This window comes from Paenibacillus sp. S25 (assembly GCF_019454085.1).
Classification (GTDB): domain Bacteria; phylum Bacillota; class Bacilli; order Paenibacillales; family Paenibacillaceae; genus Paenibacillus; species Paenibacillus polymyxa_B.
On the sequence record NZ_CP073683.1, the window covers coordinates 2,925,641 to 2,940,256 of the forward strand.

The 14,616-nt window shown below is 39.2% G+C and carries 7 protein-coding genes and 1 pseudogene; 4 read left to right on the plus strand and 4 right to left on the minus strand.

The annotated features are described in order from the left end of the window. Positions 1-318: 318 nt before the first annotated feature. Together KAI37_RS12545 and KAI37_RS12550 are read right to left on the minus strand one after the other, a co-directional pair. Entirely contained in the window at positions 319-1,209 is an 891-nt protein-coding gene (locus tag KAI37_RS12545; RefSeq protein WP_220031397.1) for an EamA family transporter, read from the minus strand. A gap of 392 nt (positions 1,210-1,601) precedes the next feature. After that, positions 1,602-3,503 (minus strand): BglG family transcription antiterminator, encoded by a 1,902-nt coding sequence (locus KAI37_RS12550; protein WP_071640847.1) that lies wholly within the window; start codon positions 3,501-3,503, stop codon positions 1,602-1,604. A 969-nt stretch (positions 3,504-4,472) separates the two neighbouring features. On the opposite strand from KAI37_RS12550, the pseudogene KAI37_RS12555 reads away from it, so the two are divergent. Beyond that, a pseudogene (locus KAI37_RS12555) lies at positions 4,473-4,744 on the plus strand (MFS transporter); the annotation flags it as partial. Positions 4,745-4,769: 25 nt separating this feature from the next. Here KAI37_RS12555 and KAI37_RS12560 read toward each other — a convergent pair. Then, a complete protein-coding gene (locus KAI37_RS12560) occupies positions 4,770-6,317 on the minus strand; it encodes a PucR family transcriptional regulator (RefSeq protein WP_071640848.1) in 1,548 nt (515 codons plus the stop codon). Positions 6,318-6,491: 174 nt separating this feature from the next. Here KAI37_RS12560 and KAI37_RS12565 point away from each other — a divergent pair, with 174 nt between their 5' ends. The 3 genes from KAI37_RS12565 (at position 6,492) to KAI37_RS12575 (ending at position 9,533) form a co-directional block, all read left to right on the plus strand. After that, positions 6,492-7,313, plus strand: coding sequence for an NAD(P)-dependent oxidoreductase (locus KAI37_RS12565; protein ID WP_081366823.1), 822 nt, complete (start codon positions 6,492-6,494; stop codon positions 7,311-7,313). A 34-nt stretch (positions 7,314-7,347) separates the two neighbouring features. Beyond that, on the plus strand, positions 7,348-8,127 hold the full coding sequence (locus KAI37_RS12570; RefSeq protein ID WP_071640852.1) for a DAPG hydrolase family protein: 780 nt from the start codon (positions 7,348-7,350) through the stop codon (positions 8,125-8,127). 464 nt (positions 8,128-8,591) lie between these two features. Continuing rightward, on the plus strand, positions 8,592-9,533 hold the full coding sequence (locus tag KAI37_RS12575) for a flavodoxin family protein (RefSeq protein WP_220031398.1): 942 nt from the start codon (positions 8,592-8,594) through the stop codon (positions 9,531-9,533). Between the two features lie 2,216 nt (positions 9,534-11,749). On the opposite strand, the gene KAI37_RS12580 is transcribed toward KAI37_RS12575, so the two are convergent. Then, positions 11,750-14,596 carry an alpha-amylase family glycosyl hydrolase gene (locus KAI37_RS12580; RefSeq protein ID WP_220031399.1) on the minus strand — a complete coding sequence of 949 codons (2,847 nt, stop codon included), beginning with the start codon at positions 14,594-14,596 and terminating at the stop codon, positions 11,750-11,752. Positions 14,597-14,616 lie beyond the last annotated feature (20 nt).

The following is a 14,616-nucleotide window of genomic DNA, read 5'->3' on the forward strand; positions in this document are numbered from 1 at the left end:
TTTCAACAGACAATGCCTTAAACTGCTTAACTCAGGTACGGGGTCCTAATTACGTTTGAATCGAAATGTTTTCTTGAATTTGTATACAAGCGTTCGAGGAACGTTTAGTTCATCAAACCACTGTACCTGTTGAGCAGAAGGGCTGGCATACTTAATTCGTCTCAACCCTACCCAAGCATTAGCACTTTCCTCTGAAATCATATTATTAGCTGCCCATCGATCTCCTAAGTAACTTTTACTCTAATAATTGTATAAAGATGAGCATACTAAGTAACTTTTTCTCCTCGAAACTTTAGTCTGATTTTTTACTATGTTTTTCTACGTCGAAGATTGTGATTTGAATTTTCCGCGTCGGATATTGCTAAATGCAATTCCGCTTAAAATAATGAGAACGCCGATCCACTGAGCCCATCCTACATGTTCTCCCAGTACAAATGAAGAAATGACAACAGCCGTCGGTAATTCAGAAGTGGTCATGATGGTACCCAATCCTGAACCAATATGTGGCATACCAATGGATAACAACAGAGGCGGCAGCACCACTCCGAATACACCAAGAACCAACCCATATGAACTTAGTTCTGCAAGCACATCGAGATTTAATAAAAATGTCGGCGGAAAAATCACAAAAACCGTGATAACAGCTCCAGTCGAGAGAAGCGCGCTTTTTATTATTGGTGGAGTGTCTTTCTCAACCGTTCCACTGAGAAAAACAAACAATGCAAAAGTTGTTGCCGCTAATAATCCCCAAATCGTTCCCTGCCAAGAAAGCGAGATATTGCCTTGAGATAGGATATTTGCCGCTAAAACCGAACCGATGAGAAGAATCCCAATCGATATAAGTTTTCCACTGGTAGGCTTTTTCTTCTGGAGAACCCATTCGTAAAGTGTGCCAATCCAAACAAATTGAAACAAAAGAACGATGGCCAGGGAAGCATTTAAGGTTTGTAGGGACTGATAATAAAATATGCCCGTCAATCCGGAAGGGATTCCGGACAGTAAGAGCTTCAGAAATTGCTTAGAGGTTAAACTTTTCTTTTTTGTGAATAAAACCAAAATCCAACCTAATATCGCACCAATGAAATACTGTACACCAGTTACTTCGGGTGTTGAAAAACCTGCACTATAAGCCAGTTTAACAAATGTTGAAAGTACCCCATAACAACACCCTCCTAAGAAAACAATAAAAGCATAATGCCATAACTTCATTTTCAAAATCCTCCTTTTTTGAATGCAAATAAGCCACACAAATGTCCTATTAAGGCATTCGTGTGGCGAAAATAGAGATGACTCTCTAGAAAAATCCACATCTGTAAAACAGTTTTAGTATCGATTCATTTCGGCTTCAGTATAAAAGCAACAAAGCATTTTTGTCAATAACATGAGCTGGAAAATTTTGAGTTTTGAAATAACCTTAAATCATAATATTAACATAACGGCTAAACTGATGTATTTTTCAATTTTCTTAAATTTAAAATTGAGCTAATAATACCTGATATAAAAGATGTGTGTGTTCCTGTGGATTTTTACATTTGTGAGCTTTAAGATTGTTGGCACTCAGTGAAATATAAAAATATCTGTAATAGTATACAAATTAGATTTTATATTCCCTCTAAATGTATGCTCATCTTGTCCATAAAATCATCATAATTCTTGGCTTTAATTAGCTCATTTACGTTTTTCCATTCGGATAGAATATTGATAACACCTTCGAAGAAGGGGCTAAATAATTCGCGTTGCTGTTTATTAATTGAAATCATCACAATGATTTGCACTTTCTCTTTTCCCCAATTTACCGGGCGGTCCAGGATGATGATGCAAATTCCTGTCTTTGCAGAATCCATATGCATGGAATGGGGTACAGCCACATTGTTATTGAAGGCAGTGGAGGACATTCGTTCTCTCTCCAGCACTGAATCTCCAAAGTCCTTGGGGACATAGCCTTTCTCATAAAACATTTTTGACATGAAAGCAATATAGGATTCATCACTGTCGAGATAAACATTCTTCATAAATAAATCTTTGTCAAAATATAGGTCAAGATACTGTTTTACTTTGCGCATATTTTTTTGTTTATTTAGTTTGTTTACTTGACTTTGAATGTGTTCATAATCCTTTTCTGTCAAATAAGGATGAACAAATACAGATGGAATTTGTTTGTTCTGTAAAGGCAGCGTGCTAATGAGTAAGTCTATGTCCTCGAGTAAAGTAAGCTCACTTGAGTCAGATGAAACTTTAATAATCTCTAAAGAATCATGAAACTTCTTTTCTAGCTTTTGGATCAGCTGTAGTTGCATATCGTAATAATTGGGACAAACAACAGCACACAAGATCTTGTTTTCCAGCTCTTTTTTTCGTTCGAAGTAAGAACCGATATGAAAAGCAATATAGGAAATCTCATCTTCATTAATATGAATGTGCTCTATCAGCTGAATTTGATTCGAAATAAAGACAGCTAATTCATAGATGAGAGGATATGAATCCTTTAATTTATACGTTAAAGGGTTTTTAACCATTTGCTCATTCTTTGCCCGAAAGATTAGATTACGTATATGGAGGGTGAACTTGACAAAAAACTCATCATCAGAGATTTCAATAAAGTAGCGTTCATGCACCTTCTTTAACAATTTCTTAGAGAGGTTCACATAATGCTCATCGACGTAATGATTTAAAGAGATAGACGTTAATGATTGATAATTAAGCATTGTCGTTTTGCTTGATAAAAGCAAAATGAAATTATAACGTTCTGATTCACTAAAGTTAATTCCATATTTTTCTTCAAGAATGCCAGCAATTTTATTGGCTGCTTTTGTTTCTAGATTGCTTTTAAACTTATTGAGATCCGTTGTTTGAATAACAGAATTGTTATTTTTTATTCGATCAACTGTAATAATAAGGTGTAGAAGGATATTATTCATAATATAATCGTTTACATACAAATTATGTTCTTTAAGGGTGGAAATAATTTTATTTTTTAGTAAAGAAACATCATAATCCGGAAAAGAATCTTGAACAGCTTTTAAGCTTAAAAATCCGTTGGAAGTTTCTTGTGAAATTATAAAGCTCATTAATCTACGCTTATCCTGCTCTCCCCCTGTTAATATGAGCATATCTTTCCTATGGCGAATTGTTAATTGATAAGGCTTAATGATTTTATTTGCATGGACAATGTCATTTTCGATTGAAGAAATACTTAAAAAAAGTCTATCTCCGAGATCAAATATATTTAGTCCCTCCGAATGTAGTATTAATTCTTTCAATATGATTTTAATACGGTCCATAGGTGAAGTATGATTATCAATCTTTTTTGCTTTATCTTTGCTTACAAGCCGATACCCTTTTGGAGAGGAAGCGATAATAATTTGATTTTGGTTAATTTCGTTGACGTATTTTCTGATAGTTCTTGTAGACACTTTAAAATAATTGGACAAGTTTGTCGCTGTGCAACAATCATTTTGAGATGCCAAGTATTGAATAAAAGCCTTTCTACGATCATTCTTCATAATTAGAGCTCCTTGTATGAAAAAGATATAGGTTTCTGAGATGCCAAGTACTGATTAAAAGCCTTTCTACAATCATTCTTCATAAATAGAGTTCCTCGTATGAAAAGATATAGGTTTGCTTATTTTATTATAAATTAAGAATAACTAAAGATGTGAGTAAAAAAAGTTCCTATATGTAGGAACTTTTTTAGTTGGTTCCGAGAAAGAGTAGATGCAATACTAAGTATGTAAACAAATATCGGGGCTCCTCACTTTAACAAAGACATCTTTCTGAAAATAAAGATAGGAAGCATATCAGAAAGGAACCCATTAACTTGTTGGGATCCTTTTTTCACTACACATTCAGAGGGCGTGCAACGTCAATCTATGACAGTTAGTTTATTTAAGCTTTGTCGAGGGACAAGAACATGATCCCATTAAAAGTCGCTATTATAGTGGCTTTTTTGTTTAATCGGTACAAGTTCTTGTCCCGTATCGAGGACAAGAACTTGCACCGATTACCGAAAAGGACATTGTATGCATTGCGATCGGGAGCAGTAGATCGTTATCAAGGCCCGCACACATGGACTAGCTGGGCCGCAAGTTTTCTCCGTGCAAGGCACCCAATAGATCGTCCAAAGACGATCTGAAGAAGCGCCATAACGATGTGGTGTTCCAGCAGATATGACCGCCAGTTGTCGGGGCTCCACACTCATCTAATTCTTTTTATGATTAGAATGGAGACGGACACAGTAATTTGAAAGGAATCACACAAAAACTTGATGACTTAAACGATGGAAAAACCCATTCGGGTAAGGATTTGCAGGTCAGCAGGTGTGGCAATAACTGATAAAAAATTTGATATTCGAACTGATCAGTGGAGTATCTTATTTGGAAAATTCCAAATGGAAATATTTGTTGACGATCAATAAGTGCTATGCTATATTTTTTTGACTGATAATTGTAATCATTACTATTAATTAAGTGACATATGTTGGAGCCGTACTTATGGGTATAGCACAGGCAATCGTTTATCCAACTCTGACGACCTACTTGTCATTTGTTCTTCCACAGTCAAATCGTAATGTGCTAATCGGATTGTTTATTGCCACAGCTGATATGGCTGTTTCTCTGGGGGGGCTATCATGGGAACCATTGCTGATTTTTCCTCCTATTCATTTATGTATATGGTATGTGCTATTTTAGGGGCAAAGATGATCGTTTTTGCCTGTGATCGACGAAAATTGGCGGTTCGCGGATGAATTGTTAATTAAAGTGCGGACATTACTACTGTAATGAATTATAATTTAAAATTTTAAAAGACAACTGGTAGGAGAAGAGATCGTCCCCATTTTCAAGTGAAGTATTAAGTATCTTTTTGATTTTATTTATACGGTAAAGCAACGTATTTTTGTGGATATTTAAAAGGTTGGAGGTCTTGGCAGTATTTTGCCCATTGAATAAAAAGACCATTAATGTATGGCTCAATTCGGTATGATGTAATTCATCATACTCGATCAGGAAAGAGATATCTGGGTGGCAAAAATGTAAATTCTCTTCTGTTTTATTGCTAATTTCAAGGAGATAGAGAAATGAAATATCTTTGAAATAGATAGCCCCAGACTTGATACCTAACCGGTTGTTTCCAATCTCCGCTGCTTTTATAGCTTGCTTGTAGTGAATCTGCAGTTTGCTTATATCGGAAAAAGGATTGCTGACCCCCATTGTAAATGCGTTAGCATGAAGAAAGCATTTTATTCTCTTGTAGATTGCATTATCAGGATAGAACAATGACTCTTGATTAAGCAACAACACTACAGAGTTTTTATATACAACATACATGCTCTGGGGCAGAAGTAGATGCAACTGTTTTACAAGAATGTCTAGGGAGTGGGCAGTGGAATGAGTGTTGGGCCTCACGATCACCAATTGCATATTTTTGTGTAGTTTTATGCCTAACGTATTCAGACGCATTTCAATTGTATGTGGACTACTTAAATGATTATCTAGCAAGTCAGCGAGAAAATAGGAATACTTGACCCCTTTGTTGTCTTTATAAAAGGAGTCTTTTTGTAGTTCAATGGAAATGATCTTGCAAAAATAACGAATAATTTTTTTATCTAACTCAGAAATCGGCTGGTAACTTTCAGAGATCATTACATGTGCGATTTCAATTCCATTAATTTTGACCTTATCTACCATCATTCCTTGTTTGACATTTTCATTGATAAAGTAATAGGGCAGTTTTGCTTGAACAGCAAAGGGATCCATTTCAATGTTGTTTATTAAATCTATATTTTGTTGGAGTATATGACCTGACTTTATTTCTTCATCCAAGATGCCATTAGCCATGTAATTTACTGAGTATGCCAAAAATTTGTAACTCATATCTGTGATGTATACTGGATTCCTAATTATTTGAGCAGCTATGTTAACAATATTTTGTAGACCATGGTCATTCCATAAAGCATCCAATACGGGCTCCAACTTCTGCAAAATGAGGTTATCCTCAGCAAGTAATTGGCGAATAGTTTCATAACAACGACTAATTTCAGCATCGTTGCTCTCTCTTAAATGAAAGACATTATGGGAAAAAGAATGAAGAATCGGATTGACAACACTTGAATTTCCAAAACAAAGGAAATTCGCACCTGTATTAGCATCAAAAATAAGGGGGAGTTTCTTGTAATGTATCAGATACAAAGTCGATGGTTCAAAATCTGTTTGCTCATGATCTAGCCAAGCAGTCTTATTGACCACAGCATTTTCATTTGAAATTTTCACCTGTGTAATTGTGTAATCGCATAAAATGTTAAACAATTCACGTACTTTCATACATATCAACAACTTTCCCGTTTTTTTTATACTTTTTATTGAAACACATGAGGAAAGAGCAACTGTGGAACGTATATTTTTGTGCAAATGGACAATGCGCTTATGGATTGAATTATATATTATGAATGGGGAGAAGACCATGTATTTGTAAATAATCCAGAAAAGGGAGACAACATGATGCAGTCAAAACCATTAAAAGTAGCTGTAATTGGTCACACAGGTATGGGAGGAAAAGCACTGACGGAAATTTTGTTGAAAAGAGGACATTCCGTAACTGGCATTTCTATTGATGCAGATAAAGTGCCTGATACAATTGGTCTTACATCTATCACCGCATCGGTAATGGATGCTCTGGAACTGGTAGCAGCTATTGCCGATCATGATGTAGTGGTAAGCGCATTCTCAGGGGGACATGAGATAGATATGCGGGTCTATTATAGACAAGTGGAAGGGACGAGACGAATTATCAATGCATTTAAACAAGCAAAAGGGAAGTATCTGATCTGTATTGGTGGTGCAGCAAGCTTGTATGTAAAACCGGGTCTACAGATGTTTGATGACCCTCGTTTCCCCACATGGTATTTTGGCGTGGCACCGGCCGTACACTTGCGTTGGTTGGGTGATATTACACAGGAGAAATTCTTTTATGATGCTGCTGAACGAAAGGAATCAGGTGTAATCCAGCCAGGGGAGTCAGATTCGAAACTGGAGAAACATGTATCAAGTTGGACCAGTGTACCCCTTCTTGAAGGTTGCCGTGTAGCTTTGGATCTATTTCAAGCGGACCATAGCTTTAATTGGAGTTTTCTGTCTCCCCCATTCTTTTATCGTCCTGGAGAGGGGACTGGAAATTATGAGTTGGGAATCGATTATATGATGATGAAAAATGGTATTCCAGCCGGAGTTTCAGTTCCTGACCTGCAATTGGCTGTGGCGGATGAGGTCGAGAACCAAGCACTGATTCATAAACATTGGACGGTATGCGCAGCTGAGTGAACAAGGTGTGATATTTCTGAGGGAGGAATTTTGGATGAATTCCTATATAAGTAATAAAGAGCAACAACTAAGTTATGCGAAATATTATGACTGGAAGATGACATCAGCACCTGAAGAATTAGTGAGTAAAGTCAATGAAGGTCCGATTGATTCCAATCAGACGATCAGCATCTATGAGAGGAATCGTTTGCTGGACCCTGGATACCTAGAGACAGAAATCGGTTATTGCTGCATGGAAGACGGAACAGGGTTTGTGGCCAGTCGTATCCTGATGCCCGGAGTCACTAATACGATGTTTGACTGGTGGTTTGTATGGCATGCTATGGAGCCTTTGCGTTATAAAATCTGGAACAAGGAAGATCACTTTGGAATTCAGACGGACCAAAGGGAGCGTTTACTCGACTCCAGCATTCCATTACCTGAAAGAATTTGGGGAGTGACACACATCGTAGAGGAAGATACGGGCTCTGGACCAAGAAATATTCGGATACGTTTTTGCTCACCGGAAAGTATGGGCTTTGATTTGAAGAAACTAAAGCTCTCGAATACAAGCTCATTATTATGTGCTAATGGTGATGATGCAGTAATGGTTCACTACATTCGCCCCGTTGAAGGGGGAGTTGAGCTTCGGTCCAGATTCTGGCTAGGTTATAACATTGATCTTCAGACAAAGGAGCCGAAAAAAATAATTCCAGATCATATCCAAGTCCCTCTCGAAGAAACGAGAAGTTTACTTCTGCATTGTATCAAAGAATACACTCATTTAGGCAAATTGCTGCCAGTGTTGTATAAAGAAGAAAAGTGTAATCTATAAAATACTGTGAAAGGTTATTTTAGAATGAAGAAAAAAATTATTTAGTCTAGTACTGAGCATTGCATTGCTTCGTCCAAAGGGGTAACTATTTGGATTGATCTGGGGAATCATCACTGTGAGCATTCAAGATGTGTAGTAGCACCTCAAGAAATTACACTATTTATCTTATTATTCGTGTTAGGTGGGTTAGCAGTTCTTCTGGCTAATTAAGATCACTTACATGCCTGCATGGTTATGCGGTTGGCGATCACCTTAGGATATTAGGAGCAACTCTAGCTGCTGAAGACTGTCTATTATTTTTCAAATGGGAATTTCAATAATTGTTGGTGTTATCTATGTTAGATTGAGAGCACTGTTTATGCAATCATTAATAGCAAAAAAGTCAACAGATTAGAAACACTCTACAACGGTATAAACACACTAATGCCTTTGTGAATTGTTTCTCAAACAAAGGAGGAACTACTATGAAAATCTTAGCCATTACAGCAGGAAGAAAAAATGGAAATGGAGAAATTTTGGCGAAAGAGGCATTGATGAGAGCGGAAGAGTTGGGGGCGGAAGTGATGTTAATCAACCTTCATAATTACGATATCACTCCTTGCTCAGGATGCGAATCATGTACTGTGAAATTTACGCAAAAAGGTGAAGCTCCAGAATGCATATACAAAAGTAAAGATGATCTGGATTTGATTATGAAGGAGTGGCTTAGTGCAGATGGCATTATCGTGGCAGTCCCAACCTATCAGTTTATGCCTGCCGGCATCTTCCGTACCTTCACCGACCGGCATCTTGCATACGAGCCTAATTTCCATAAACAAGTAGGTTCAAGTGAATATCACCGCCACCGTGTAGGAGGAATTATCTGTAATGGCGGGTCGACGCGAAGCTGGATGTCCTTGGCACTTGAAAGTATTCACGTCAGCATGTTGTCTCAAGACATCAAAGTTGTAGATCAGATGCTTGCAATACGCGCTCCAAGACCAGGTCAGATTCTGCTGGACGATTCAATAATCATGCGAGCTAAACAGTTAGGTGAGAATGTTGTGACTGGCATCCGTAATTATGAGCAGGTAACGTTCTTAGGAGATCCGAAGCTTGGATGGTGCCCTAATTGTCACTCCAATCTGCTTTCTTTAGGTGAACCACATTGGAATAATAATGGTTTTGCGATTGAATGCCCAGTATGTCATAGTGGCGGCGATTTGCAGAAGAATGAAGAGGGGAAATGGGAGTTTGTTATTACCAATAACACGAAATCAATGACAAATAGCCATGGAGCGGTTGACCACTTCTTTGAGATACAGGATACTATGAAAACATACTTTGAGAATACTGAACTGGTTAATGAAAAGCGTAAAAAATATAGCAAGTATAAACCTAATACCTTAATAACGATAGGGCATTAGTATTCAGGACTTCTTTCATAACTCTATATGATTTCTCGGGATGCCTAGTTATCATTATGAAAGAATCTGAAAAGAAAAAAGCTTGTATCTCATTTTTCACTCTGAGGAGAATCAGCCTTTAGGTTTGATGTCGGGTGATAGAAACACTATCTCATTAACGATTTTGAAAATAATATTATCGCTTTCCCAAGGAACCAATTCGGGTTATTGAACCATTTCACGCTAGAAGCAACCCTTAAATCACGGGCTTATCGATCACAGCCGAAAGTAGAAAATCTAATTACTACATCGAATAGATATTCAGTGGACAATTGATGGGATCCATTGAGAAGCATCCCCATGAAATATTTATTGAATGGTGTAACCTCAAAGGAAAAGCACATTATCCTTTAATAGCATCGGTTATTGAACCGCACATGCATGTAGCCGATCAATTGCAATGGACACCAGTAGCTGATTTAAATAGCTTATAGATTCTGCAGAGGCGTCGCCAGATTGGCGACTTCTTTGTTGCATATTACCAGTTTCTACATGTGAAAATTTTAAGATGAAAATATATTACTCATATAAAAGGAGTGGGTTTATTTAGTATATAAGAAACACTTTTAATTCCTAAATAGTTCTTTTAAATCATCCGAAATCTTTTAAGTGATAATTGTTTCAGCATTTTGATTCCAAGTTTGTACAATATCAACAATACGAGGCCATACTCAATGCGGATATTCTTGATCAGACTGTGAAATATGGGAATGAAAAAGCGGTTACACAACCCCATCTTCTTCTACGAAATCATATATGAGATTTCTTTCACTACGGTTGCTTCACATATTAGTCCATATAAAATGAGAAAAATCTCGGGATGTATACACTTAAATGGATACATTTATCCATACTTCTCAAGATGATAGTTCAACCAAGAATATTCACAACCTCATACATACTTCATAGCTTCGATTTTGTTCTGATCGAAACCGTCAACACCACTCACTAATCTCAAGGTAAAGAAGCATAGATTAGTGAGCATAGAGAATTTCCTCCATTTTGTTCAATCTTTCCACTATGTCTGGTGCTAAAGTACACATAATGAGACAAACGATTGGTGAATTTCAGGCTTCTCTTGGATTACAACACTTGAATGGACAGAGAGCAAAACGTGGTTGGAAAATTCATTGCAATAAAACAGTACGATATGAAAATTCAGCAGCTTTATGAGTTATTTGATAATTATGGAGTTCTACCTAAGGTAGTTCGGCTAAAGTGGGACAAGTTAAGTGATCCAGTTCCAACAATTACTTCAAGAATTCTGTTTTGACCGATAAGGCCTACTTAAAATTCACTCCAAATAGAGCTAATCGTGGGCAAAGAGATGGGGAACTAAGCAGTTACAAAAACGACTTGGCCAATAACGACATATATGAGCTTTTAGATCAATGGAAGCAACCATTAAGTTTCCGCTTGATTAGTAAAAACGGGATACAATTTTCAACTAACGGGGACGTTAGTTGAACTTCGCTTGCTATTACGAGAACCGGATTCCCTTTAAGGGTCCGGTTTTTTCATGCAACGCATTGCTTAGCGTACGATTTTTTCCGTTTCGTGAGGTGACGGCATTAAACAAGGAATTTTGCCTAGTTGGGAGTACGGCCAACAACTAGATAATAAAGATCGAATACAAGAAGGGCGTTTCCGGAATGAGCCGGGAGCATCCTTTTTCCGTTCCCAGTTCAAACTAGGGATGGTTTAAAACAGCCTCAATTTGGTAGAAAGAAACTGGGTTCCGGATCGGTGAGCAATGCAGGGGTGATAAACAGCAACGGAATGGACAAGAGAGCAGGGTAACCGTGCTCACGCTTAACCTATAGTCAAAACAATTTGATAAGCAAAATAATGACTGTAAAAATACCGACTACAATTAGCAAGTTTACTGCATTACGTAAAGAGCCGAAGTTTTCTTCGGCTCTTTTCTAAAATATACAGTTGCTTTATTGCAAGAAGCGATAACCCGTTAATACTTGATGGTTGTTGGATTAAACATACGGAGGAATGTCCGCACTTAGAATCTGTCGTTGGGGCATCTTGGTACACTCCCAGCCGTTAAAAATTTAGTCCAGAGCAATATCCGGCTCTCTCTTGAATCTACTTTTTAATTGGAATCAACCTTAGCACGGTGCAATACCGAACTGAGGTTGATTCAGTTAACTATGACATACTGCCGTTTACTTCAGATAGGTTCCCGTTTCTCCAATTCCACCTCTGCCATTCAATACATATACCCTTGCATTTCCTTTGCCGGAGCATGTCAAGGTAATCTTGCCATCAGTAACGGTTTTGGAATCACCGGTCACCGCATCCACATAGGTTCCGTTCGGAATTCCGGTAAACGTGGCGTTTCCTGAAATCGTGACCAATGCAAAGCTGTCAATGCCTTTGGCACTGTCGGTATATCTTCTCTTAAACGCCAGATTGCCCGACACATTCTCTGTGGAATACTGGCCTTTTTGCAAGGCGGGAACAGCTCTTCTGATTAAATTAAGTTGTCTGATATGTTTCGCCAGAGGATGGTTGAGCGATTCCGCAAGCGTGCCAGTAGCATTCGTGTATTTGCCGTAATCTTGTACCGTAACATTGCCTTCCATGTGATCGCCGAAATATGCCCGTCCCGTTTTGCTTAGCGGTGCGTTTGGACCTGTATCAATGGTTGCCCCTTTTTGAAACTCGATTTCGGAGCCGTAGAAGATAGCGGGTATTCCGCGGAAGGTGAACATCAGATCAAGATTCTCGGCCCAAGTGTCCTGTGTGCCCGCGAATCTTTGATTTTCCGGAGCCTGGTCGGGCGCATAGTCATGCGAGTCGACGTAGGTTACATTCCAGGTAGCATCATTATAGTATTGATCGCCACCTTTCATACTGAATGCTTCCTGTGCAGTCTTGAATGCCCAATGCATTGGGAAATCAATCACATCCATGCCCGATTTCATCGAATAGTCAGGCGTATGATAGGTATTTCCGTTTAAGAAAGCATTGTTCGAGGTTGGCTGTCCTGCTGTAGTAGAGTTGTCCGCCCACTCTTGTTCAACTGACGCTTTATTGGAGGCGTAGTCATTCTTTCCATCGCCCGGATACGATTTTGAGCTTTTCCAAGTATAGAATGGCGTCGAGATCGCTGGAATTCCACTGTTCCAGACATCTCTGTAACGAGTGGCTACTTCTCCAAAAATATAGAAATCCGAGCCGCCTCTTGTCTTCCAGGCAGGAATATAGTATTTATTGAAAATATACCGGCTCACATGCTTCACCGTATCGACACGGAAAGCGTCAACACCCATGTCTATATAGTGATTGTAGGTATCAATTAAATATTTGTTAACTGCAGGGTTTTCCGTGTTCAAATCCACGCAATCTCCCGCTATCTGACCAGTTTGAACAGTATAGGATTCCCAGGAGAGGCTTTTCTCTGTATGGTAAATGTTATTGTTCGTCCCCTCTGTCTTCATTAAGGCGAGCCTTGCCTGATACTGCTGATCGGGTGTCATGGAATCATAGTTTGGCGGCAACTTATCCGTAGTCTTCACCAAGTTGTTAGCGGTATCGGGTTTAGCTGGATCTTTCTTGAACATGGGATACAGATTCTCTTCACCGAAGTTACCCGTATGATTGACGACGATGTCCTGAATAACCTTCAGCCCCTTGGCATGGGCCGCATTGATCAAATCCTGATAAGAAGCTCCCGCCGATTCATACCGTGGGTCTACTTTGGCAAAATTTAAAGCATGGTAACCATGGTAATCATAACCGCTGGCATTCTGCACAACAGGTGTAATCCAGATGGCGCTGAATCCGAGGGCTTTGATATAATCGAGCTTTTGAATCAGCCCCTTAAAGTCCCCTCTCCAAGCCGGGTCCGAATCTGGATTACGCGCCTTTCCATCATCCCATGCGTGCACGTTATTGCTCGGATCACCGTCATAGAACCGGGAAGTAATCACGAAGTAAATAGTATCTTCCCGAAAATCACCTTTATTTCCAACATTATAAACAAAGCTTTGTTTGGTTTGATTGCCAGCGCCGTCTATAATGAGAAATTTTAATGTCGTGGTCTTGGAGATAAGAATAGACGGTCCAGTCAATCCGGCCAAAGCGTTGCCGAGGATATAGACTTTTGAGCTTATGGTTGGTTCCGTACCATCCTCGGTGTAGTATGCCTTGGTCGTTGCCGCCTTGTTATCCTTAAGGGTGAAGGATACAGTCACTGAGGACTCGGAATGCCCTGCAGGCAAATTCGCTGTGATTGTCGGAGCTCGCAGATCTGCATTCAGGTCAATCACATAAGCGAAAGAGGATGCATTTCCAGTTTGACCGATTGAATTAACACCGAAGGCCTTAATGGTCAAAGAGGACGCAACTTGGATTGGAGAGGTATACAAGGTCGAGGATGTCGTAGGTGTCGAACCGTCTATCGTATAGTAAATCTTATCGTCACTGTTGGTACTGGAAAGCGTCACCGTTTGGGACGAATCGTATGTTTTGGGTACAGGAGAGGCGGAAATCGCCGGAATTTTAGGCATTTCCGGGCTGGCATCATACCATGTGTTATCTGTGTAATACCAGCCCTCTTTCACACTACGGGACAAGTTGGCTGTCTGTTTGCCGCTACTGTCATTGAAGATGAGGCTTGAGCCTGTGGCATCGGCAATGGTGTAGCTGTACCAGTCGTTTCCATCTGACTTCATCAGGATTCCCGGCCACGCCCCGCTTATCGGAACGGTTGCCGGACTCAGATTCCAGTAATGGATTCGAATCGCTGAATTCCAGCTTGAAGGTTTCTTAAAGTGAACCGTTAACCCAGTTTGAGTTGATTTAGTTGTTGGGGTAGGTGCATACGTTGCGGTAACGGTAGACGTGATCGAAGCGGTTGTCGATGGAAGAGCAGTTGCTGTGGGATTCGTGTAGGTGGCTGTATAATCGTTGTTACTCGAAGCTACGCCGGGTAAGCCGAAGAAGTTGAAGCAAAGTGATAAAATAATCAACCAAGAAATAAAACTCCCAGTTTTTTTTCTTAACAAGTTAACAACCTCCTGATAAA